The sequence below is a fragment of the Alkaliflexus imshenetskii DSM 15055 genome (assembly GCF_000517065.1).
Classification (GTDB): domain Bacteria; phylum Bacteroidota; class Bacteroidia; order Bacteroidales; family Marinilabiliaceae; genus Alkaliflexus; species Alkaliflexus imshenetskii.
Genome location: NZ_KI912105.1, coordinates 754,362 through 776,445 on the forward strand (window position 1 = coordinate 754,362; position 22,084 = coordinate 776,445).

Here is a 22,084-nt window from a genome sequence, read left to right on the forward strand (position 1 = left end):
TTAGGTTATAAATACAATGTCTAATCTTTCATCAAAAACCCATACAACCCCTCACAAGACACTTCCAATATATCAAGTACCAGTTCGAAACCTGCATCACCACCATAATATGGGTCGGGCACTTCGCTCCATTGACTGTCTCCGGCAAAACTGGTCATTTTATATATCTTGTTGCGCGCATCGTCGTCAGGTGCCATATATAGCAAATCACGTATATTCTGATCATCCATTCCAATGATGATGTCGAAGTTGTTAAAATCGACAGCAGGTTTAACAGGCCTACTGATGCTGGTGAGATTATACCCTCTCTTTTTGGCATGACGCTGCATGCGGGCATCGGCAGGATTGCCTTCATGATAACCAATAACACCGGCTGAGTCTATATCAAAACGGCTTGCTACACCTTTCTTTTCTACAAGTGCTTTCATTACCGCCTCTGCGCTTGGTGAACGACAAATATTACCAAGACACACAAATAATATCCGGATTTTATCCATAGCTGAGTACAATTAACGAATTGACGCAAGATACAAAAGCCTCAGGAAATTTAAAACTTCCAAAGGCTCTAGTAAAAACAGCAGATGTGTGTACGCTAAGTAAAACCATTTGATTTACATCTAGCTCACGTGCCTGAAATAAATCGAGTCAGTATATCTCTATTTCACAAAGAACTTATGAATAGTGGTCTGGCGATATGTCTCACCCGGCTGCAAAACCGAGTTTGGGAAATTGCTCTGATTTGGTGCATCCGGAAAATTTTGGGTCTCAAGACAGAAAGCATTTCGCTTGTGATAGACATTTCCTTTCCCTGCATCGTTGCCATCAAGCCAGTTTCCGGTATAGAGTTGAAGCCCGGGTGTATCGGTATAAATCTCCATGCAACGGCCCGATACAACATCAAAAGCACGAGCTGCAAAGGCAACTTCTCCGGGTTTGTTGTCGAGCACAAAATTATGGTCATAACCGGCACCAAAACGAAGCTGTTCATCATCAACATCAATGCGAGCACCAATAGCAGTTGCAACGGTAAAATCAAACGGAGTGCCAGCCACAGGGCGTAACTCGCCGGTAGGTATCTGCACGTCGCTGCATGGCGTAAAGCGAGACGCGTTGATTTCCAACAGCTGACTTAATACATCGCCAGAACCATCACCACCCAAATTAAAAAATGAATGGCTGGTAAGATTTATAACTGTAGCACGGTCGGTTTCAGCAAAATAGTCGATGGTAAACTCATCGCTATCATTTAAGGTATAGACCACTTTAACAGTTAGATTACCGGGAAAACCCTCTTCCCCATCAGCTGAAACATATTGCAACTCAAGTTTGGAGCTATCGGACTTAACCACATCCCAAACTTTATCATGAAAACCGCTGACACCGCCATGCAAACAGTTTGAACCATTGTTTTGTGGCAATGTGTACTCAACACCATCGAGTGTAAAGCGCCCATTTGCAATCCGGTTGGCATAACGTCCGCAAATAGCACCAAAATAGGGGTTCCCTTTGATGTACTCACCAACTGAGGCAAAACCCAGCACAATATCAGCTAAATTCCCATCCTTATCGGGAGTGAAAAGTGATGCCACTTTGGCTCCAAAATTGGAGATTTGCACCACAATGCCATTTTTGTTTTCGAGTGTAAACAAACCTGTTATCTTGCCTTGATGCGTGGTAATAAAGTCTTCTTGTCTCAACAATTTCATAGGATTAATTTTTGTCATTATCTGCCGTTAAGTTCTGGAATATTTCAGCAAATATTGATGGTTTGTGTTGATATATTAAATTTCGATGCGGCAGGTTCCCTTGCTGCGTATAAAAAGCTTATGACAGGTACCGCTTCCAAATACATGCTCAAGTGTCGTAACGTACTTATTGAGCAAATCAGCGGGAACAAACGCCTGAATAGTGCCGGCAAAACCGCCTCCGTGTACACGCCAGGCTCCTCTCCCTTTCAAAACCATCTCACTTAAAGCCAATCCAAGTGAGAGTCCCTGTTCAGCCACATTAGACACAGGATATATGTTCTGATTATACATAAATGAGCTATAGCCTGACTCAATTACCATCTGAAGAAACAAGTCAAAGTTGTCACTTTCAAGCGCTTTTACCTGTTCTGATACCCTTTGATTATCTTGTTGAAAGTGATAGGAACGAAGAAGGGCCCTATCCCCTACTTTCTCACGAATTTGAGGTATCGCCGTTACGATGTCATCCAGGGAAACTTCACGCAAGAAATTACTGCCTAACTGCGACGCCACGGACTTCATTTCAATTGGTAAGGAAGCATACTCATCGTTTAAGTCGGCATGACTACCACCGGTGTCGGTTATCACCAGAGCGTATCCGGTATCGATAAAATTAAAATCAACCTTTTGAACAACCGGATTGGCCGGCTCCTTGAAATCAATAGAGATAAGTCCGCCAACAGAGCAGGCTGTCTGATCCATCAATCCACAAGGCTTTCCAAAATAGTGATTTTCTGCATATTGCCCTACAATGGCATTTTCAACCGCATCGAGCTTTCCATCATTAAACAACTCGCTTACAATAGCACCGATGAGCACCTCAAACGAGGCAGAGCTGCTAAGCCCGGAACCTTTTGGCACACGCCCTGTAATACATGCGTCAAAGCCACCAATCTGGTATCCAAGTTGCTTTAAACGCGCACAGATACCACGAACCAATGCAGCCGATGTGAATTGCTCATCAGGGTTGACCTCCAAAGATGTTAAATCCACAGAAAACTGAGGATAACCGGCAGATTTAATTTGAATCAGATTCGAGTGGTTTACAGCCGCAATCGCAATATTATCAAGATTGACAGCTCCGGCAAGCACGCGACCGTGATTGTGATCTGTGTGGTTGCCTCCTATTTCGGTACGACCGGGCGAGCTAAATAACCCGGCAGTTTCATGAGGATATAACTCCTGAAACTCGCCAATAAGATTCAAATAATCAACATATTGCTGCTTAAGCACTTCAGAATCTTCTCCATACAACTCCCTTAAAAATGGCACATTGCCACTGCGGAGCTTGTCAACCATTAAACGAATACTTGTCATATCAGGTTTTTTTTACAGATGCTAACCCAATGCGGTTTAAGGCATTACAGAACTAAATCAGGTAATCTGTGCCACAAAAAAGCAATTGCATTGGGTCAAATATTATTATACATTAAAATTTTATCGTTTTGGGAATTCATCTTTCGAGGCAATACAAGCCAGGCGAAAAACCCACCAACCGACCTAGAAACCGGCAGCTCCTGCTTTAAAAATTCGGTCTCCATTTGGGTCGCTTTTCTTTTTAAATCGATAATAGTAAGCTCCCCGTTTAGATTCGGTTTTATTCTTGACATTGGTGCGCTCGATGGCATTGAGCGAAAGTACTTTTTTGCGGAAGTTACCCGGATCGAATGCCCTTTGAAAAATTGCTTCGTACAAATTACGTAGTTGAATAAAGGTGAAGCGCTCAGGCAATAACTCACGCCCGGCCAGCTCGTGCGCGGCTCTGTTCTGCAAAAAAGCCAGAGCGCGATCAACCATTTCATGGTGGTCAAAAATCAGTTCTGGCAGTTTGGTGACTGAAAGCCATTGTGCTCCCAACTTCTCGAGCGACTCCTGGTTTTGCTGGTCTATTCGAATCAATGCCACAAATGCAGCACTCAATACCCGAACATTTGGTTCCCGATCGGGTTGAGAGAATGTGAATACTTGCTGCAAGAAAATATTTGTAAGCCCGGTAATCTGTTTCAATACACGGCCGGCAGCATCTTCAAGCGATTCGTCCTCGTTGAGAAAACCACCTATTAATGACCAATTACCTTTTTGTGGATCAAAAGTTCTCCGGTAAAGAAGTAGCTTAAGCTCTCCCTGTTCGTATCCAAAAATTACACAATCTACAGCCAAAAGATGCTTTGCATGACTATAAAAACTGACCTGTTCACTCATTATGGACGATATCGATTTTAGCGTTATTTTTTCTTAAGAGACCATAAAAGTCTGCATTTTTTATTTGTTGGCAAAAATTAATAATAACAATTCTACTCATAATGTGAATGGTGCTTGCAATATGCGTCAATTCTTTCACTGTATGTTCAAAATAAGAGCTTCAAATGAGATGCATCTTTCAATGCACACCCCAAAAAATATCAGACATCATGAAAATCAAGAGGAGGCTATTACGTAAAAATAAAAAGAAACAAGCATGAGTAACTATAACGCGCAAAGCAGCATGATTAATACCGTGAGTTCCATCTGACCATTAACGAACAAATTATAGACAGATGAAAGATTGTTTGTTTTATATGATTATAAATTCATACTTTTGCAATCGATTTGGTTCAGAAATCCAATTTGGAAATCTGATTAAAAGGGAATCCGGTTCAATTCCGGAGCTGTCCCCGCAGCTGTAAGTCCATCACAGGCATTTTGAATACTCCAGCCACTGTTCGCCACGGCGAATGGGAAGGCATCAAAAAGCCGGACAAGCCAGAAGACCTGCCAATAGTTATAGTTCGTAGCTTTCGGGTGAAAAAGCGAAGTTTAGAACACCTTCAATCTGTTCTATTTTTCACAAAATCCGTCTGTTACGAATGGTTAAATAAGCATTTAATCATTTGTAACCATGCACTTAAGGTATTTTTTGGCGAATTTATTGGTTGTTGTAACCATACACAGTTTTACCGGACAGAATACATCCGGCAATGAGGATATATGGTTAAATGAGGTTACCGTTCGTTCGCAGCGTTTGGAGGAGTTTGCCATAGGTGCAATGGTTGAAAAAACCGATACCACTTTGGCATTGATGCTCGCAAACGGTTCACTGTCGGATCTGCTCTCATTGGGTTCAAATCTTCAGGTAAAAACCTATGGGCCAGGCGGACTCTCCACTTTCAGTTTGCGCGGCGGAGGCAACGCCCACACAGCTGTCATGTGGAATGGCATTAACATACAAAGTCCGATGAACAGCGGCGTGAATCTATCTGCAATGCCCGCACTTTTTTTCAAAGATGTAAAAATTCAACATGGAGGCGCGGGTACACTCTATGGCAGCGGCGCCATGTCGGGCGTGGTTCATCTGAATGGAGAAAACCTGTTCCTCAGGCCAAACCAACTGAGTGCTGCAGTGGGTTATGGCAGCTTTTTTACTCCGAGTGCCAATATTGCACTCAAAAATGGCAATGAGCGTAAGGCTTTCGCATTTGCGGCTTTCGCAAAAAAAAGCGATAACGATTTTGAATTTATAAATACAGCGCGCATGGACAGGGCTGTTCAAAGACAACAAAATGCCGGATACAGCCAGGCAGGCATTCTGACAGATGCACACATTCGTACCTCAGATAATACAATGCTTACTGCGGCGCTCTGGCTTCAGCACTTCGACAAAGAGATACAAACACAAATGTTTAAGACCAGACCTGACACCGCAGTTCAGATAGACAATACCCTCATGGGTGCGGTTAACTTCAAATGGTTTGGCAATGGCAAACAATTAAATATCAAACAAGGTATTATTGTTAATGAAGTAGATTACACAGATTATATTATACCCACTAACAGTGGTAATAACCAATCACTTTCGCTCGTGAGTGAAGTTGAAAGCCGCATAAACATCAACAGACACATCTGGAGCGTGGGTTTAAATTACACGCGTGAACAGGGAAAATCTGACGGATACCGCACAACCGAAAGCCGTGACCGTCTGGCACTGTTCTCGTTTCTGCATCTCAAAAGCAGGGATAACAAACTTACAACAGTTCTGAGTGTGCGCGATGAAATGACCAATGGTGAACTGCATCCAATGGTATTTGCATTGGGCTCAGATTACAAACTATATGCCCCACTGACACTTAAAGGCAACATCTCGAAAAACTATCGCATACCCACATTTAACGATTTAAACTGGGCAGAAAGCAGCTATGCACGTGGCAATCCGAATCTGAAAGCAGAATCGGGATGGTCGGGCGATTTGGGAGTGGCAATCGATAAAAATTATGCGCATACGGCAGTTTCAGTCTCGGCTACGGCATTTATTACCCATGTAGAAAACTGGATTGTTTGGCTCCAGGGCAGTGACAATGTTTGGATGCCCACCAACAAAAAGACAGGCATGTCGAGGGGTATTGAGTTTAGGATGCAAAACTCACATAAGTCGGGCAGCAACTTGTTTGGACTGAACCTATCCTATAATTATATCCATTCCAGACTGCGTACCGACGATATTTACGATGGCAGTCAAATGACCTACATTCCCCGGCACAGTACCAATGCAATGTTCTCATGGAATCTGCACAACATTACCACAGCATTTACGCTTAATGCAGCTGGCGAACGGTATTATGACGCTACAAACAAATTGGAACCATACATTACAGGTGACCTTATGACAGCATATAAAGTTCCGCTTTCAGCATCCACTCTAACAGTCACATTTCGAATTGCGAACATCTGGAATACAACATACCAAACCACAGCATGGTACGCCATGCCTAACAGACACTACGAAGCCGGTTTAAGGTATAACATCAAAATCTAACTTTTATATCACCAATCAATAACTTATATAAAAATGAGAATTATGAGATTAACAAAAGTGCTACAATCAGCTTATTTAAAACTGTTTATGGCAGTTATACTGGCATCAACCGTTGCCTCTTGTAGCGATAGCGACAAAGAAACCGTTCGCATGCGCTTTGTAAATGGCACTCTGGTGCTGAACGAGGGTTCATTCATGAAAGCAAATGCAAGTATCTCATTCATCAGCAATGAGACCAATGAGGTTACATCAGAAATATTTAAATTGGTAAACGGCAGCAATGCTGTGCTGGGTGATGTGCTTCAAGACTTGGTAATCAAAGGTTCTGATGCCTACATTGTAATGAATAATTCGCACCAGATTCACATTGTAGATGCTGAAACCTTTGAATGGAAACGGACTATAGATGGATTAAGTTCACCAAGGTTTGGAGTCATTCACGGCAAAAATCTTTTTGTAACACAATGGGGAGAAAACGGAAGTGTGGTTGTAATTGACACTGAAAGCATGGCCATCGTAAAAACCATCCCTGTTGGTTCTGGTCCTGAAGGAATTATAGCGCACAATAACAAAATATGGGTGGCAAACAGCGGCGGTTTTGGCTTTGACAACACCATTTCGGTTATCGACCCAGCTACATTGGAAGTAGAAATTGTTATTGAAACACCTGATAAACCAAATCATTTGACAGTTGATAAGAACAACAATATTTGGGCTACATGTCATGGACTAGTAGAATATGATGAAAGTTGGAATATAACCAACCAAACGCCATCACGCCTTGTCAAAATTTCTTCTTCGTCAATGCAAATAGAGAAAGACCTGCTTGTGAGCGACTCAGATCATGCCACAAAAATTGATACCTCACCAGATAAATCAACAATTTATGTGCTTAACAGTTCCGGAATCTACAGCGTTGACATTGATGGCACATTATTCCCATCCACGCCTTTGGTTGATGGATATTTCTATAGCTTCAACGTGAATCCGACTACCGGAAAAATTTTCACTTGCGATGCCGGCAACTGGTCTTCAGCAGGAAGCATTAAGATTTTTAATCCTGAAACTCAGGAAATAGAGGCAACCATAACAGAAGGCATCGGCATAGGCCCGAACAAATTGGTTTTCAGATAACATAACCCCTAACCCTTTTCATTAAATCAAGTGTCGGTTAAAATCTAATATGGAATTTTTGATTTGATTTTCTGCCCTTCGTGATGGATTGTGGCAACTAGCCATCACGTTACATCGGTTCCAAATTGAGACAGCGATACAATTTAATGAAAAGAAAAATGCCGGAATTTAGTCCCCACTAAACTCCGGCATTTGTTTTTTATCTGTAGCCTAAATCAGTTCCTAATTTCATTCCATGAATACTCGCCAATATCAACCAACTCCTGAAGATTATCGCGGGTAATGGCAATGGACTTCATTTGGTAAGTGGGAATTCGGAAAACGCCATTAAATGTTTGCGCATTTGACAACTGGCTGGCATCGCTACCACCAAGTAGTTGGGATGTTAACTCTGCCACTTTATGGCCTAACGCCCTATGCGGATGGTATATGCTCATGGTTTGCTCTCCCCGGTAAACACTTCGAACCGATTCAATTGTTGCATCCTGCCCAGTAACCACCACACTACCTTTTAAACCATATCGGTCAAGAATCTCCAAAGCGCCCAAACCCATCGGATCGCTACAGGCGATCACAGCATCAATGTCAGTGCCATGTGCATCTATTACCTGCTGCATTTCGAAGCGAGACCTGACACCTGACCAACCTTCAATGTATGATTCATAAACCAGGTTAATCCTGCCGGCCTCAATATGTGGTCTCAAAAGCGAATCGATGTGAAATTTTACCTCAAACCCATTGCGGTCGAACCGGTCTCCGGCTAATACTACATAGTTACCCCGTGGACGACGACTCAAAGTTGCTTCTACAAACAATTTGGCAATGTCGGCATTGTCACCTGTTACAAACAGATCATATTCGGTATTATTAATCAATCTGTTATATGCTATCACCTTAACACCACGGCGGTTTGCTTCCCGCACCAGAGGTGCAATTGTATTTCCATTTACACAGGCAATAATCAATGCATCAACACCCTGATTCAGTAATTCGTACCCCTGTTGCAACTGCAATGCGTCGTCATCATCAGCATGTTTAGTTATCATTTTAATGCCAAGCTCTTTAAGCCGCTCTTCCATATAATTACCCTCATTCACAAAACGAGCCCTGTTAATGGAAGGACATAAATAACCAACAGTTTTTGCATTTTCCTGACTACAACCTACTAAAATCAGGAACAGAAACAGAAAATTAAAAAGTACCCTCATATAATTCTATAATATTAATTTACGCAAAATATCGTTCCCAATATAATACAAAAGCCAGATAAAACAACAATAAGAGTAATGTAAGCTTTTATTCTTGTATTTGATTCCATGTAAATACACCGGCATCAACCAGATACTGCAAATTATCCCTGTTAACCACGATTGATTTCATCTGAAAAGTAGGTATAACTGCCAGTCCATTAAAAGAATGAGCGTTTGCAATCTGACTGGCACTTCGTCCGTTGAGCATCTCATAAACCAGTTCGGCAGCCTTGCTTCCCAGCTCTTTGGGTGGATGATAGATTGTTACAGTTTGAAAACCACGATGCACATTACGTATGGATTCGAGTTCGGCGCCTTGACCTGTCACAACTACTTTTCCCTGAAGGTTATTCGCCTGTAACACATCAAGAGCCCCAAGCCCCATGGCATCATTACAAGCAATAATGGCATCAATATCAGAACCATGTGCATCAATAACCTGCTGCACTTCAAATGCGGCGCGGCTGCGCGACCAACCTTCCAAAAAAGTGCTATACAAAAGGTTGATTCGTCCGGATTCGATGTGCGGCAGCATTAATGAATCGATGTGATACATGAGTTCAACCCCATTTCGATCGAACCGATCGCCACCCAGAATAACATAATTACCCCTGGGCGCGCGAGACACAGCCGCGTCAACAAAAGCCTTTGCCATGTGGCCATTGTCACCTGCATAGAAAAGATCATACTCCGAATTGTTAATCAATCGGTTATAAGCCACCACCATTACACCTTTCTCTTTGGCTTCACGAATCAATGGCGCGATGGTATTTCCATTAACCGCAGTGATTACAAGTGCATCTACACCCCGCTCAATCAAATCGAGCCCCTGCTGAATTTGCAGTGCATCGTCATCTCCTGCATATACAATGGAAAAATTCACTCCCAACTCGCGAAATCGCTGTCCCATCGCCTGCCCTTCTTCAACAAAGCGAACCCTGTTTTCCGATGGCGTTAAATATGCAACAGTAAATTGACTGTCAGTTTTGCATCCGGCAAAAAGGAACATCAGAGCTAAAAGGCACAGAAGTAGTAGGTGTTTCATCATAATTTTTTTTATACACTAAATGAGATATAACCATGCAAACAAAGATATTAACAAACAAATAGCTTGGTCAAGCACTTGGTACAAACCAATAAAATCAGAAATATTTAATTATTCTGACAATAAATATTGACATTGAGATCAAAATAGATGCATATTTACCTATTTTTTTCAACAAAAAATTACATTTTTACGAAGATATTAAACATTAAGCAAAAAAATTATTAGTTTCGACCTAAACAATCTGGACGATAAAAGTATGGCAGGAAAAATCAATTGGCGCGATTTAAGCATCCGCCACAAAATAAGCTCTAGTTTTGCCATCATCATTGGCATATCATTGCTAACAGGTGGAGTATTATTGATGAATCTCTACAAAATATCGGGTGAAGCAAGAGAGTTATCTGCGGTTCACATACCATCGGTTTACGAATCGAATCAATTGATGCGGTTCTGGCTCGAGTCGAGTGAATTTGGCAGATCCTATGATTTTACAGGAAACCCTTATTTTATTCAACAACACAACACATCTTTTGGTAGGATGGAGAATGCCTTGGCGAGCCTAAGCAACCTGACTGCTGACCGGGAAGCTGCTCTTGCAGACAAAGGTGTGTTTCTGCCATTGTTAAGGCAATTGACATCGGAATACAAGGCCAGTCGTGAGGAGTACGAATCCATAGCGAAGCGTTTTCAAAGCGCGCACAAACAATTGAGTAGTGACCTGGCAGCTTTAAACAGCAACCAGTCGTACACCGCCAATTTCACCACTTTACGCATTTTATCTCAGCTCAATGATTTAAGCAACCAAATAAATGGCGCAATTGTGGCGCGTGATGGTGTTAAGATGTCATCCATTAAACCGCAACTGGAACGTTTGCGCAGCAGCATTCAATCTTCAGGAGCACCCGGTGCGTTCGTGAATCAGAGCCGCAATTTGGTTAACACAGCCATTAATATTACCGATACCTACAAATCCATGCGACTGGCAGAATTGCACAGTTATGAATTGGGCAAAAGCCTGATGTGGGAAGTACGTGCCTCGTCGGATATAGGGCTTGACCAGATTATGATTACCGGGGAGAACAGCAACCGCATAACAAATCAGCAAAGGTATATCCAGATCATCACAATTGTTCTTTCACTGCTTCTTGGAATACTATTCATCACCTTATTGTCGGCTGCCATCGGAAAGCCAATTATAGCAGGTATTGAGATGGCTGAAAAAGTTGCAGCAGGTGATTTAACGGTGAAGATGGAGGAAAATCGTAAAGACGAAACCGGCAGGTTGGCTTCTGCACTAAATAATATGACTGCCAATCTCAACAAGCTAATCACAGAAATCATCCAGACCTCAGGAGATATTGTACAAGCCAGTGAAAGGCTCAATGCCCGTGCAATGGATTTGGCAGAAGGAGCTAATGAACAAGCTTCTTCAGCAGAGGAGGTTTCATCGTCGATGGAAGAGATGCATGCAGTGATTCAGCAAAACACCGAGAATGCACTGGAAACCAATAACATTTCATCGCGGGCTGCTGACAAAATGCAATCGAGCAACGAACGCTCAAAAGAGGCAGCTACCTATATGGAGGATATTACCAGCAAGATTTCGGTGATTAAAGATATTGCCTTTCAGACCAATATTCTTGCGCTGAATGCCGCAGTTGAAGCCGCCAGAGCGGGAGCCGAAGGCAGAGGCTTTTCGGTGGTTGCTGCCGAAGTTAGAAAGCTGGCCGAAAGAAGCCAGGCAGCAGCTGAAGAGATTACCAAAGCTTCAACAGTAACAATAGAATCGGGACATTTGGCCACATCCATGATGGATGAGCTTACACCACAAATCAGCAAAACAGCGGAGTTGGTTAAAGAGATTGCAGCAGCCTCGCGTGAGCAATTAACCGGTGTTGAACAAATTAACCACGCCATTCAGGAGTTAAATCAGGTTACACAGCGTAATGCCTCCAATGCCGACGACATCAGCGAAGCATCCTCTGAGTTACAAAGTCTGTCGAAAAGACTATTTGAAGCAACATCGGCCTTTAAAGCTCTTGATGCTAAGGTAGGCTAAAGAGCATCGTTAAAAAAACAGATTGCAAAAGCGAAGGAGAGTGTTGTAACAGACATCCCTTCGCTTTTGTTATGAAACATGGATTGAATCCCGGATGCGTTTTGGCAAAGCACCGAAAACCAACTCGTAGGAATGGTTTATCCAATCAACTATTAAGCTATCAGCCACAGACCCATCAATATCGACCGTGTTCCAATGTTTTTTACTCATGTGGTAACCTGGTCGGACGGCGGCATACTGCTCCCTTAACTGAATGGCTCGCTCAGGATCACACTTCACATTAATGGAGAAATCGCCATCCAGTCCGGTAAGCAGAAACATTTTGCCACCAACTTTAAACACCAGTGTAACCTCATCAAATGGAAAATCTTCTGTTACTCCTGGCAGAGAAAGGCAATAGTTGCGTAACTCCTCGATATTCATAATCTGACAATTAAATTAATTCAACCTATTCAGCCTGTGCTGTAAAGGCGTGCTGTATGTGATCAATATCCCATTCGGTTTCGTTGATTGGCATGCAGGTAACCACATCAAAACGTATTCGGTTGTCGATGCGATTCTGTTGCACAAAAGCATCAGTTGCCAATACCAGAAACCGAATCTTGGCAGGTGTAATGGACTCGCGTGGGTGTTCCCATTTAGTGCTGGTTCGGGTGCGCACTTCTACAACCACCAATACATCCCCATCATAGGCTATTACATCAACCTCTTTCTGTCTGAAACGCCAATTTCGTGCAATAATCCGAAAGCCTTTCGAAACAAGGAAGTCGCAGGCCTTTTCTTCACCAGCCTTGCCCAGTTCGATGTGATCAGCCATTATAATTGCATACTATACGCCATTGTGACAGCGTGAGATGAGACATCAATTTTAACTTTAGCTCCTAACATAAGCGGCCTGTTAATTGTTGAATGGCCTGAAGGAAAATTAAAAATCACCGGATAGCTGTACTCTTTAACGGCCTCGGCAATAATCTCATAGGCCGACGCTCCAAATGGCGTATTGTTGTCCTGCATATCGGTCATTTGTCCTACTACCAAACCGGCCAAAGAGGAGAGTTTTCCGCTAATCTTGAGTCCGTTTATCATACGGTCAAGACTATAAAGATACTCCCCCACATCCTCAATGAACAGAATTTTACCGTGCGGGTCAAAATCAGCAGCAGAGCCTTTCAGTATACTTATTAGAGTGAGGTTTCCCCCGATGATGGTTCCTTTGCCGCGCCCATCCCGGTTAAGCAGATGTGGTTCAATTTCATAGTTTATGCTTTTTCCGGACAGCATCATCCAGAGTTCATTCATGCCTGTATCGTCCCAATTGCCATCATCGAGGTTTTTAGGCATAGGGCCGTGTATAGAAGCCATTTCATACTGTTGTTGTAACACGGCATGAAACACAGTTATATCGCTAAATCCCACGAGCCATTTGGGATTCTGTCTCAACACGGAAAAATCAATTTTATCCAGTAACCTGATGGCGCCATACCCGCCACGCATACACCATATAACATCAACTTCAGGATTCTGTATCATCTCATTAACATCCTCGGCCCTATGAGCATCGGATCCACCATACTGATGCCATGCATCTGCCACGTACTTACCTCTGATATGTCGAAACCCGTGCGAATCAAGAAACTTTTCGGTCTGCTTCACCAACTGCGGTGGGATTTTTCCGGCAGGTGTAACCAAACCAACAACTGCTCCGGGTTTTATAAAGGGCGGGATTATCATGTTGAGTGCAACATTTAGATTTAACAACGCCAAATGAAACCATCGGCTCATCCCTTAAGGGAAAACCAGACATAAGTTCATTTGATAATACAGACAAATCTTACTAAATCTTTAATTATCTTTGTCGAAATTATCAAAAAAATTCAGGAAGCCATTCTTTCAGTACAGAAATTGTATTTTCCGATATGACGAAATTTAAACGCACGTTAGTCACCACGGCTCTGCCATACGCCAATGGGCCGGTTCACATTGGCCATTTGGCCGGGGTGTATGTTCCCGCAGATATATATGTTCGCTATCTCCGCCTTAAAGGCGAAGATGTATTACTTATAGGCGGTTCAGATGAGCATGGCGTACCCATCACGCTAAAGGCACGCAAAGAGGGAATTACCCCTCAGGATGTGGTTGACAAGTACCATGCAATTATTAAAGACTCGTTCGAGAAGTTTGGAATATCGTTCGACATCTATTCACGTACAAGCAACAAAGTACACTACGATACAGCTTCACAGTTTTTCAGAACGTTATACGAGAAAGGTGAGTTCATAGAAAAAGAGAGCGAACAATATTATGACGAGGAAGCCAAACAATTTCTGGCCGACAGATATATCACAGGCACATGTCCGCATTGTCACAAAGAGGGTGCTTATGGTGACCAGTGTGAAAGCTGCGGCACTTCGCTCAATGCCACCGACCTGATAAACCCAAAATCGACCATATCGGGAAGTGTTCCGCGTATGCGAAAGACAAAACACTGGTATCTTCCACTGGACAAACACGAACCTTATCTGCGCCAATGGATTTTAGAAGGTCATAAAGAGTGGAAGAGTAATGTGTACGGTCAGTGCAAATCATGGATTGACCAAGGCTTGCAGCCGCGTGCCGTTAGCCGCGACCTTGACTGGGGCGTGCCGGTGCCTGTTGATGGTGCCGATGGGAAAGTGCTTTATGTGTGGTTTGATGCTCCTATTGGGTATATATCTGCCACCCGCGAATTAACCGATGATTGGGAAAAGTATTGGAAAGATCCGGAAACCAGACTCCTTCACTTTATTGGGAAAGACAATATTGTTTTCCATTGCATTGTGTTTCCATCCATGCTTAAGGCCGAAGGGTCATATAATCTTCCGGATAATGTACCGGCCAATGAATTCCTCAATCTGGAAGGCGATAAAATCTCCACCTCAAGAAACTGGGCTGTGTGGCTTCATGAATATCTGGAGGAGTTTTCCGGACAGCAGGATGTTTTGCGCTATGTGCTAACGGCCAACGCACCTGAAACCAAAGATAACGACTTTACCTGGAAAGATTTTCAGGCGCGCAACAACAATGAACTGGTAGCTATCTTCGGAAATTTTGTGAATCGTAGCATGGTGCTTACCGACAAGTACTACGGCGGGAAAGTGCCTTCACCGGCCGAGTTTAACGATTTTGACCGTGAAACACTGGGCAGCATCGAAGGCATTGTAAAGCGCACCGAGGAGGCTCTGGAAAACTTTAAATTCAGGGAAGCTGTTAAAGAAGCCATGAATCTGGCAAGGCTGGGAAACAAGTATTTAGCGGATACGGAACCCTGGAAACTCATCAAAACAGATGAGGCACGTGTGGCTACAATCATGTACGTATCGCTGCAAATAACTGCCAACCTGGCCATTTTAACTGAACCTTTTCTGCCTTTTACAGCTGACAAGCTCAGAAACATGCTCAATATGGGCGGGGCAGACTGGTCGCTTTGTGGAAAAACGGAAATATTAAAACCCGGACATATCATTGCTGAAGCCTCGCTACTATTCCAAAAAATTGAGGATACAACCATACAACTGCAACTCGATAAACTGGCTGCTTCAAAAAAGGCCAATGAGGCAGAAGCAAAAACAGCCGCTCCGGCCAGAGAGAATGTAAGCTACGATGAGTTTACAAAGATGGATATACGCACCGGAACCATTCTGGAAGCTGAAAAAGTTGCCAAAACAAAGAAACTGCTCAAGCTAAAAATAGATACCGGAATTGACCAACGCACAGTTGTATCAGGTATTGCAGAATATTTTCAGCCCGAAGAGATTATTGGCAGACAGGTATCCATACTCGTGAATCTTGCGCCACGTAACATCAAAGGCATTGACTCACAAGGCATGATATTAATGGCCGAAGACGCTGATGGTCGTCTGGTATTTGTGAGCCCATCCGAAAAGGTAAAAAATGGCTCCGAAGTTAAATGATGCCACCGTTTCATTACTGCTAAAATAACACAGCCCCCGGCTCCGTAAAAGGAAACCGGGGGCTGTTCACTTATAAACACCTATTTCGATTATCTGTCTCTCTTAACTTCTTCGATGGTGGTATTGAAATTCTCGAATACCACATCTTTAGCGCCGGTAATGCGCACTGGTGCCTGAACGTTGTTAAAGTGACAATCGATAAAACGTACATTCGACACCTGAATGCTTTCATCTCGTCCTTCGATATACACACCGTAACGGCTACGCTGGCTGGTAACATTGCGCAGCTCAACATTCTTTATCACGGGCATAAATGGACCATCGCCATCACGCTGCTCATACTTCAACTCTACACGAAAAATAGCCTCGTCACACTGGCCTACGTTTACATTTCGAACGTAAAGATTTTCGACAAACCCTCCACGGACGGTATTAGACTTAATGCGGATAACGCGACGCAAACGTGGGCTGTCCATTTCGCAGTTTTCAACAAAAACGTTACGAACCCCGGCAGAAATCTCACTTCCCATTACTACTCCACCGTGACCGGCTTTCATGCGACAATTGCGAACGATGATGTTTTCACTCGGAATTGGCGTATTGCGACCGTCGTTGTTACGTCCCGATTTAATGGCAATACAGTCATCCCCGGTATCGAAAAGACACTCTTCTATGAGTACATTTTTGCACGACTCAGGGTTACAACCGTCGTTATTTGGCCCATGGCTAATAATAGAGACGCCTCTAATAGTTACATTATTGCAAAATACAGGATGAATGACCCAAAAAGGTGCTCGAACAATGGTAACTCCCTCTATAAGCACATTGGTGCAATTAATGGGGCTAATGAACTGCGGACGGAGCAAATCCTCTTCAGTCATTACACGCTGTGCAACAGGCACATTGTTTTCTGCCATCTCCATCAGCTTAGGACGACCAGTTTGATACTGACTACTCATTCCTTCTATCCAGCCAAAATTCTCACGACCTTTCATCCACCACCACGAATCGTTATCGGCTTGTCCATCCAGTTTGCCTTTGCCAGTAACAGCAATGTTGGTTTCACCATCAGCATAAATCAGGGGACGATAGTTAATTACATCCAAGCCTTCCCAACGCGTTCTTACAAAAGGCTTGTAATCCGATGGGTTGTTCGAAAACTTGAGTACTGCGCCCTCTTCAAGATGCAGGTTCACATTGCTCTTCAGAGTAATAGGGCCGGTATAAAACTCCCCTGCAGGAATAATTACACGTCCACCACCTGCGCGACTGGCACGATCAATTAAGCGGTTAATGGCTCTGGTATTGTCGTGACGAGGGCCTACTTTACCGCCATGGCGTGTCAGCAAAAAATCTCTGTCGGGAAAAACAGGATCACTGATTTGTTCCAAAATCTCATCAGCCGTTTTCCAGGGATTGTTTACATCAAATCCTACTGCAGATAGCGAAAAAGCCATCATTAGTGAAAACATAAACAATGCACTTCTTTTCTTCATCATGATTCTATTTTAAGTTTATCAATTATCTGAACACCTGACTTAAACACCCAACGCACAGAGAAATCTGCAAATCGTTGCATCACAAAGATATGGCGCAGCAATGAATCCCGGAAGTGGCACAAATTATCCGGATCATACATTTACACGTGTTCACATTTTTTACCATACTGATATTAAGCCCCTTTCGCAAACTAAGTATAAAATCCGGTAAGCATTTTATCCGATAAGATTGAACAATTTGTCACCCATCACACGCAAAAAAAGACTCAAAAAGACCAAATGCCAATAAAAATTTGTCACCCCAAAATGATATAAACAGTTTATAAAATCTCATAATTATTCTATCTTGACACTCCTTATTGTATGGTGCCATCAAAGATTTAAAAAATGTTTAAGAAAGAGATTTATACAGAAAGACGACGCCGGCTGCAACGCCAAGTAAAAACAGGGCTGATTCTGATTATGGGAAATACAGATTCTCCAATGAACTACCCGGCAAACACTTTTCATTTCAGGCAAGACAGCACATTTCTATATTTCTTTGGCATTGACCAACCCAATCTTGCTGCCGTGATTGATGCTGATAATGACCGCCAGATACTGTTTGGAGACGATTTCACTCTGAATGACATCATCTGGATGGGGCCGCAGGAACCCCTGGCAGATAAGGCTGCAAAGGCAGGTATCACAGACACTGCTCCAACCCGCGAGCTGTTTACCGTGATTGCAAATGCAATTAAAAAAGGGCAGCGAATTCACTTCACCCCACCCTATCGTGCCGAAAACAAACTGCTCATAGGTGAACTGCTTGGTATAAACCCGCAAAGATTAAACGAATACGCTTCCACCGAATTGATACATGCATGCATTGCTTTACGCAGCATAAAGGAGGATGTAGAGATTGCCGAAATGGAGAAACAGATGCATACTGCGTATAAAATGCATACCATGGCAATGCAAATGGCGCATCCGGGCATTTCGGAACAGCAGATAACCGGTGCCATTGAAGGCATTTCGATGGCAGGCGGAGGCATGGTCTCCTTTCCGGTAATATGCTCGGTAAGAGGCGAAACACTTCACAACCACTATCATGGCAACATCCTCAAAAAAGGGGACTTGTTGCTTGTTGATGCCGGCTCAGAATCGCCAATGCATTACGCCACTGACCATACAAGAACCACTCCTGTGGGTGGCCTATTTACGCAGCAGCAGCGAGAAATATACAACATCGTATTAAATGCAAACAACACTGCCAGGGAAGCCATGAAACCGGAAATCCCATTCAGGGATGTGCATTTAACAGCGGCCACTACCATTGCTGCGGGTCTTATTGACATTGGTCTGATGAAAGGCAACGCCGCTGAAGCTGTGACTGCTGGTGCGCACGCACTCTTTTTTCCACATGGACTGGGGCACATGCTCGGGTTGGATGTACACGACATGGAGGATTACAATGACACATTGGTGGGCTACGATCAGGAAATTACGCGTTCAACGCAGTTTGGTCTTGCGGCTTTGCGACTAGGACGCAGATTAAAAGCTGGCTTTGTAGTGACCAACGAGCCGGGCATCTATTTCATACCAGCCCTCATCCACAACTGGAGAAACGAACGCAAACACGACGCTTTCATCAATTATGAAAAACTTGATAAATATCTAAACTTTGGCGGAATCCGTCTTGAAGACGATATTTTAATCACAGACAGTGGGTCAAGAATTTTGGGTGACCGAATACCCATCTTGCCAGAAGAAGTGGAGGCTGAAGTTCAAAAAGGGCCGGTATCCTTTAGTGTATAAACCAATAGCCATGAGAGATAAAAATGCGCATCATTATTTAGCAAAGAACTATAACTCAGTGACAACTTTAGCATTAATGATTCTGAGCTTGCACACCTCCATGGCCAGTGCCTGTGGTTTAAATAGCAAAGGCTTCAGAAAACAAACAACATGAATAACCTAAAACGGGCAGGAGATTTTTTTCCTGCCCGTTCGCTTTAATCATAAACGAAGCCTTAACAGTCAACAGATGAACCTGATTCATCAAAAAACAAATCATATAGTGCAATAATTATCAATAACTTTAAGCTCTAAAACGATGAAAGAGGTGGAAATAGTTCACGACATTGATAAACGAAAATTTGAATACATCGAAAACGGCGAATCAGCTCACCTGCTCTATGCTGAAGATACGCCCGGGGTATGGCGGTTAACACATACTCTTGTACCAAAATCGATGGGCGGAAAAGGGATTGCATCCGGTCTGGCAAAAAAAGCACTGATGCATTGCCGCAATCATGGTATATCCATCATTGCTGAATGCACCTTTATCACAACATATATCAAACGAAATCCTGAATGGGAAGATATCGTATTAAAATATTAACTAATTTTACACCATGATAAAAATACCTCCCGATTTCGCTTTTGATTAAGACTTCTGATACCGGTTTGTTTTTGAACCGGCAACCAAACACACAAATCTACACAAACACACAAATCACAATCAGCTGAAATAATGAGTAAACACTTATTGTTCCGGCACTTTTAACCCGATCAGAATGATTGATAAAACAATTTATGAGAAACACAGAAACCTCTCTCAGGAAGAGATAAAATCCTTGGAAGCCAATGGCTGCCTTTGCCGCGACTGGAGCAAAGTACATGTAAAAGATGGCTTCAAAACCGAATGCGTGCGTAATGTAAACTTCTCAGGTGATATTTTTATCGGCAAGCTCGACAAGGAGTTCACATCACCAGGAGGAGTGCCTAAATATGCCGGTATTTATAATGCTACCGTCCACAATTGCATCATCGATGACAATGTGTACATCAGTCAGATAAAAAACCATCTTGCAAACTATCACATTTGCAATGATGTGATTATTGAAAACGTTGATTCACTAACTGTTACCGGGGCATCATCATTTGGGAATGGAACCAGAGTCGCAGTTCTGAATGAAACAGGAGGTCGCGAAATAGCCATCTATGACGAGCTGTCGGCACATACAGCCTACCTGTTGGCTTTTTACCGACACAAACCAAATCTCATATCCAGTCTGCTCAGCATGATTGATGCCTACTCAGCAGCTGTAACCAGCGATATGGGCACAATAGCTGAATCAGCACACTTGGTGAACTGCCGCACAATTATAAACGTGAACATTGGCCCGAATGCTTTTATCGAGGGCATCTACAGACTCACAAACGGAACAATCAATAGTTGTCCGGAAGACCCCGCTTACGTGGGGCCTGGCGTTATTGCCGAAGATTTCATCACCACAAGCGGAAGTATTGTAAGTGAATCATCCGTTATTTCCAAAGCGTTTGTGGGACAAGGCACCATTTTAGGCAAACAATACTCTGCTGAGAACTCCGTGTTTTTTGCCAATTGCCAGGGTTTTCATGGCGAGGCCTGCTCCATTTTTGCAGGTCCATATACCGTTTCGCACCATAAATCAACCCTTTTAATTGCCGGTTACTATTCATTCCTGAATGCCGGTAGCGGATCCAACCAAAGCAACCACATGTATAAGTTGGGGCCAATCCATCAGGGAATTGTAGAACGCGGAAGTAAAACCACAAGCGACTCCTACCTTCTTTGGCCAGCTAAAATAGGCCCATTTTCCCTTGTAATGGGAAGACATTACAGAAATCCCGACACATCAAATCTGCCGTTTTCATACCTGATTGAAAATACAGATGAGAGTTTTTTGGCACCGGGAGTTAATCTTCGAAGCATAGGAACCATCAGGGATGCCAGAAAATGGCCAAAACGTGATCGCCGGAAAGCACCACTTCAGCTAGACAGCATTGTTTTCAACCTATTGAGTCCATTCTCTATTCAGAAAATCATCCACGGTATCGAGATTCTTGAATCCCTCAAGAAAACATCGGGACAAACGTCTGAATACTACATGTATAACAGCGTAAAAATCACCGCTTCGGCCCTTGAGCGTGGCATTGAGATGTACCGATTGGGACTCGTGAAATTCCTGGGTAACGGCTTGGTTAAAAAACTGGAAACAGCTGAATATACAACAACTGAAGAGATGCGCAAAGCCCTTCAACCAGAGGGTAACGAAGGTGTAGGCGACTGGGTGGACATTGCCGGACTGCTGGTTCCCAAAGAAAAGGTAGATTGGTTGGTAGAAGAGATAGAATCAGGTAGTCTGAATAATCTGAACGATATCAACTCTGAATTTGCCACTTGGAAAGACGCTTATTTTCACTGGGCATGGAACTGGATTGTGCCGCGTTTGAAACAATATGCCAATCTGGATATTAACACTGCTACACCGAAAGAGATTGATGCCTTCGTTGACAAATGGTGTAATGCAGTGGTTTCACTGGATCAGATGATGTATGACGATGCCAGAAAAGAGTTTACCATAAAAGCACAAACAGGATTTGGTATTGATGGAGAAGAAGATACCAAAATGTGTGATTTTGGCAATGTGCGTGGTGAATTCACTAAACATCCGGCCGTGACAGACATATTGGAGCACATCGAAAAGAAGAGTAACCTGGCCACATTCGTGAGAAACAAACTTTCACGGATAAGCTAACACGAACCGAAACCAAATAAAAATAAACCGATTAATATTGAT

General features: G+C 43.1%; 18 protein-coding genes and 1 riboswitch. Of the genes, 8 read left to right on the plus strand and 10 right to left on the minus strand.

Going from position 1 to position 22,084, the window contains the following annotated elements:
- Nucleotides 1-20: 20 nt before the first annotated feature.
- The 4 genes from ALKIM_RS0103135 to ALKIM_RS0103150 all read right to left on the minus strand — a co-directional run bounded on the left by ALKIM_RS0103135 (nucleotide 21) and on the right by ALKIM_RS0103150 (nucleotide 3,950).
- On the minus strand, nucleotides 21-497 hold the full coding sequence (locus tag ALKIM_RS0103135) for a low molecular weight protein-tyrosine-phosphatase (protein ID WP_026473383.1): 477 nt from the start codon (nucleotides 495-497) through the stop codon (nucleotides 21-23).
- A gap of 159 nt (nucleotides 498-656) precedes the next feature.
- Nucleotides 657-1,706 (minus strand): aldose epimerase family protein, encoded by a 1,050-nt coding sequence (locus ALKIM_RS0103140; protein ID WP_157363743.1) that lies wholly within the window; start codon nucleotides 1,704-1,706, stop codon nucleotides 657-659.
- Nucleotides 1,707-1,781: 75 nt separating this feature from the next.
- Nucleotides 1,782-3,065: a galactokinase gene (locus tag ALKIM_RS0103145; RefSeq protein WP_026473385.1), complete on the minus strand. Its 1,284-nt coding sequence runs from the start codon at nucleotides 3,063-3,065 to the stop codon at nucleotides 1,782-1,784.
- 183 nt (nucleotides 3,066-3,248) lie between these two features.
- On the minus strand, nucleotides 3,249-3,950 hold the full coding sequence (locus ALKIM_RS0103150) for an NUDIX hydrolase (RefSeq protein ID WP_026473386.1): 702 nt from the start codon (nucleotides 3,948-3,950) through the stop codon (nucleotides 3,249-3,251).
- A 371-nt stretch (nucleotides 3,951-4,321) separates the two neighbouring features.
- Nucleotides 4,322-4,521, plus strand: a riboswitch (cobalamin riboswitch).
- A 105-nt stretch (nucleotides 4,522-4,626) separates the two neighbouring features.
- Here ALKIM_RS0103150 and ALKIM_RS0103155 point away from each other — a divergent pair.
- A complete protein-coding gene (locus ALKIM_RS0103155; protein ID WP_026473387.1) occupies nucleotides 4,627-6,537 on the plus strand; it encodes a TonB-dependent receptor plug domain-containing protein in 1,911 nt (636 codons plus the stop codon).
- Between the two features lie 42 nt (nucleotides 6,538-6,579).
- Nucleotides 6,580-7,671 (plus strand): DUF5074 domain-containing protein, encoded by a 1,092-nt coding sequence (locus ALKIM_RS0103160; protein ID WP_157363744.1) that lies wholly within the window; start codon nucleotides 6,580-6,582, stop codon nucleotides 7,669-7,671.
- Nucleotides 7,672-7,886: 215 nt separating this feature from the next.
- Here the strand turns inward: ALKIM_RS0103160 and ALKIM_RS0103165 are convergent, their stop codons facing one another.
- Nucleotides 7,887-8,879 (minus strand): sugar ABC transporter substrate-binding protein, encoded by a 993-nt coding sequence (locus tag ALKIM_RS0103165; RefSeq protein ID WP_026473389.1) that lies wholly within the window; start codon nucleotides 8,877-8,879, stop codon nucleotides 7,887-7,889.
- Nucleotides 8,880-8,967: 88 nt separating this feature from the next.
- Entirely contained in the window at nucleotides 8,968-9,969 is a 1,002-nt protein-coding gene (locus ALKIM_RS17440) for a substrate-binding domain-containing protein (protein ID WP_084555787.1), read from the minus strand.
- Nucleotides 9,970-10,225: 256 nt separating this feature from the next.
- On the opposite strand from ALKIM_RS17440, the gene ALKIM_RS19090 reads away from it, so the two are divergent.
- Nucleotides 10,226-12,028, plus strand: coding sequence for a methyl-accepting chemotaxis protein (locus ALKIM_RS19090; protein WP_052345298.1), 1,803 nt, complete (start codon nucleotides 10,226-10,228; stop codon nucleotides 12,026-12,028).
- 69 nt (nucleotides 12,029-12,097) lie between these two features.
- Here ALKIM_RS19090 and ALKIM_RS0103180 read toward each other — a convergent pair whose 3' ends face one another.
- Genes ALKIM_RS0103180 through ALKIM_RS0103190 form a run of 3 tightly spaced genes read right to left on the minus strand, consistent with a single transcriptional unit; the run spans nucleotide 12,098 to nucleotide 13,759 of the window.
- Nucleotides 12,098-12,451 carry an MmcQ/YjbR family DNA-binding protein gene (locus tag ALKIM_RS0103180; RefSeq protein ID WP_026473390.1) on the minus strand — a complete coding sequence of 118 codons (354 nt, stop codon included), beginning with the start codon at nucleotides 12,449-12,451 and terminating at the stop codon, nucleotides 12,098-12,100.
- Nucleotides 12,452-12,476: 25 nt separating this feature from the next.
- Complete coding sequence (locus ALKIM_RS0103185) at nucleotides 12,477-12,845, minus strand: YraN family protein (RefSeq protein WP_026473391.1); 369 nt, start codon at nucleotides 12,843-12,845, stop codon at nucleotides 12,477-12,479.
- Entirely contained in the window at nucleotides 12,845-13,759 is a 915-nt protein-coding gene (locus tag ALKIM_RS0103190; protein WP_026473392.1) for a S66 peptidase family protein, read from the minus strand. Before ALKIM_RS0103190 ends, ALKIM_RS0103185 begins: the two co-directional genes overlap by 1 nt.
- Nucleotides 13,760-13,944: 185 nt before the next feature.
- Here ALKIM_RS0103190 and metG point away from each other — a divergent pair, with 185 nt between their 5' ends.
- On the plus strand, nucleotides 13,945-15,978 hold the full coding sequence (gene metG / locus ALKIM_RS0103195) for a methionine--tRNA ligase (protein ID WP_026473393.1): 2,034 nt from the start codon (nucleotides 13,945-13,947) through the stop codon (nucleotides 15,976-15,978).
- Nucleotides 15,979-16,067: 89 nt separating this feature from the next.
- Here the strand turns inward: metG and ALKIM_RS0103200 are convergent, their stop codons facing one another.
- Nucleotides 16,068-17,477, minus strand: coding sequence for a glycoside hydrolase family 28 protein (locus ALKIM_RS0103200; RefSeq protein WP_026473394.1), 1,410 nt, complete (start codon nucleotides 17,475-17,477; stop codon nucleotides 16,068-16,070).
- A gap of 387 nt (nucleotides 17,478-17,864) precedes the next feature.
- On the opposite strand from ALKIM_RS0103200, the gene ALKIM_RS0103215 reads away from it, so the two are divergent.
- The 4 genes from ALKIM_RS0103215 (at nucleotide 17,865) to ALKIM_RS0103225 (ending at nucleotide 22,042) form a co-directional block, all read left to right on the plus strand.
- Entirely contained in the window at nucleotides 17,865-19,274 is a 1,410-nt protein-coding gene (locus ALKIM_RS0103215; RefSeq protein WP_026473395.1) for an aminopeptidase P family protein, read from the plus strand.
- Nucleotides 19,275-19,284: 10 nt separating this feature from the next.
- Nucleotides 19,285-19,428 carry a hypothetical protein gene (locus tag ALKIM_RS20135; protein WP_157363746.1) on the plus strand — a complete coding sequence of 48 codons (144 nt, stop codon included), beginning with the start codon at nucleotides 19,285-19,287 and terminating at the stop codon, nucleotides 19,426-19,428.
- A 144-nt stretch (nucleotides 19,429-19,572) separates the two neighbouring features.
- Nucleotides 19,573-19,860: a GNAT family N-acetyltransferase gene (locus tag ALKIM_RS0103220; RefSeq protein ID WP_026473396.1), complete on the plus strand. Its 288-nt coding sequence runs from the start codon at nucleotides 19,573-19,575 to the stop codon at nucleotides 19,858-19,860.
- 175 nt (nucleotides 19,861-20,035) lie between these two features.
- Nucleotides 20,036-22,042, plus strand: coding sequence for a DUF4954 family protein (locus ALKIM_RS0103225; RefSeq protein WP_157363748.1), 2,007 nt, complete (start codon nucleotides 20,036-20,038; stop codon nucleotides 22,040-22,042).
- Nucleotides 22,043-22,084 lie beyond the last annotated feature (42 nt).

What these genes read in the sequence shown, in the direction of transcription:
- ALKIM_RS0103155 (WP_026473387.1), top strand. Translation starts at nt 4,627, where the DNA reads ATGCACTTAAGGTATTTTTTGGCGAATTTATTGGTTGTTGTAACCATA.
- ALKIM_RS0103190 (WP_026473392.1), bottom strand. Translation starts at nt 13,759, where the DNA reads ATGATAATCCCGCCCTTTATAAAACCCGGAGCAGTTGTTGGTTTGGTT.
- ALKIM_RS0103165 (WP_026473389.1), bottom strand. Translation starts at nt 8,879, where the DNA reads ATGAGGGTACTTTTTAATTTTCTGTTTCTGTTCCTGATTTTAGTAGGT.
- ALKIM_RS20135 (WP_157363746.1), top strand. Translation starts at nt 19,285, where the DNA reads ATGAGAGATAAAAATGCGCATCATTATTTAGCAAAGAACTATAACTCA.
- ALKIM_RS0103185 (WP_026473391.1), bottom strand. Translation starts at nt 12,845, where the DNA reads ATGGCTGATCACATCGAACTGGGCAAGGCTGGTGAAGAAAAGGCCTGC.
- ALKIM_RS0103180 (WP_026473390.1), bottom strand. Translation starts at nt 12,451, where the DNA reads ATGAATATCGAGGAGTTACGCAACTATTGCCTTTCTCTGCCAGGAGTA.
- ALKIM_RS17440 (WP_084555787.1), bottom strand. Translation starts at nt 9,969, where the DNA reads ATGATGAAACACCTACTACTTCTGTGCCTTTTAGCTCTGATGTTCCTT.
- ALKIM_RS19090 (WP_052345298.1), top strand. Translation starts at nt 10,226, where the DNA reads ATGGCAGGAAAAATCAATTGGCGCGATTTAAGCATCCGCCACAAAATA.
- ALKIM_RS0103225 (WP_157363748.1), top strand. Translation starts at nt 20,036, where the DNA reads ATGATTGATAAAACAATTTATGAGAAACACAGAAACCTCTCTCAGGAA.
- ALKIM_RS0103140 (WP_157363743.1), bottom strand. Translation starts at nt 1,706, where the DNA reads ATGAAATTGTTGAGACAAGAAGACTTTATTACCACGCATCAAGGCAAG.
- ALKIM_RS0103200 (WP_026473394.1), bottom strand. Translation starts at nt 17,477, where the DNA reads ATGATGAAGAAAAGAAGTGCATTGTTTATGTTTTCACTAATGATGGCT.
- ALKIM_RS0103145 (WP_026473385.1), bottom strand. Translation starts at nt 3,065, where the DNA reads ATGACAAGTATTCGTTTAATGGTTGACAAGCTCCGCAGTGGCAATGTG.
- metG (WP_026473393.1), top strand. Translation starts at nt 13,945, where the DNA reads ATGACGAAATTTAAACGCACGTTAGTCACCACGGCTCTGCCATACGCC.
- ALKIM_RS0103215 (WP_026473395.1), top strand. Translation starts at nt 17,865, where the DNA reads ATGTTTAAGAAAGAGATTTATACAGAAAGACGACGCCGGCTGCAACGC.
- ALKIM_RS0103135 (WP_026473383.1), bottom strand. Translation starts at nt 497, where the DNA reads ATGGATAAAATCCGGATATTATTTGTGTGTCTTGGTAATATTTGTCGT.
- ALKIM_RS0103160 (WP_157363744.1), top strand. Translation starts at nt 6,580, where the DNA reads ATGAGATTAACAAAAGTGCTACAATCAGCTTATTTAAAACTGTTTATG.
- ALKIM_RS0103220 (WP_026473396.1), top strand. Translation starts at nt 19,573, where the DNA reads ATGAAAGAGGTGGAAATAGTTCACGACATTGATAAACGAAAATTTGAA.
- ALKIM_RS0103150 (WP_026473386.1), bottom strand. Translation starts at nt 3,950, where the DNA reads ATGAGTGAACAGGTCAGTTTTTATAGTCATGCAAAGCATCTTTTGGCT.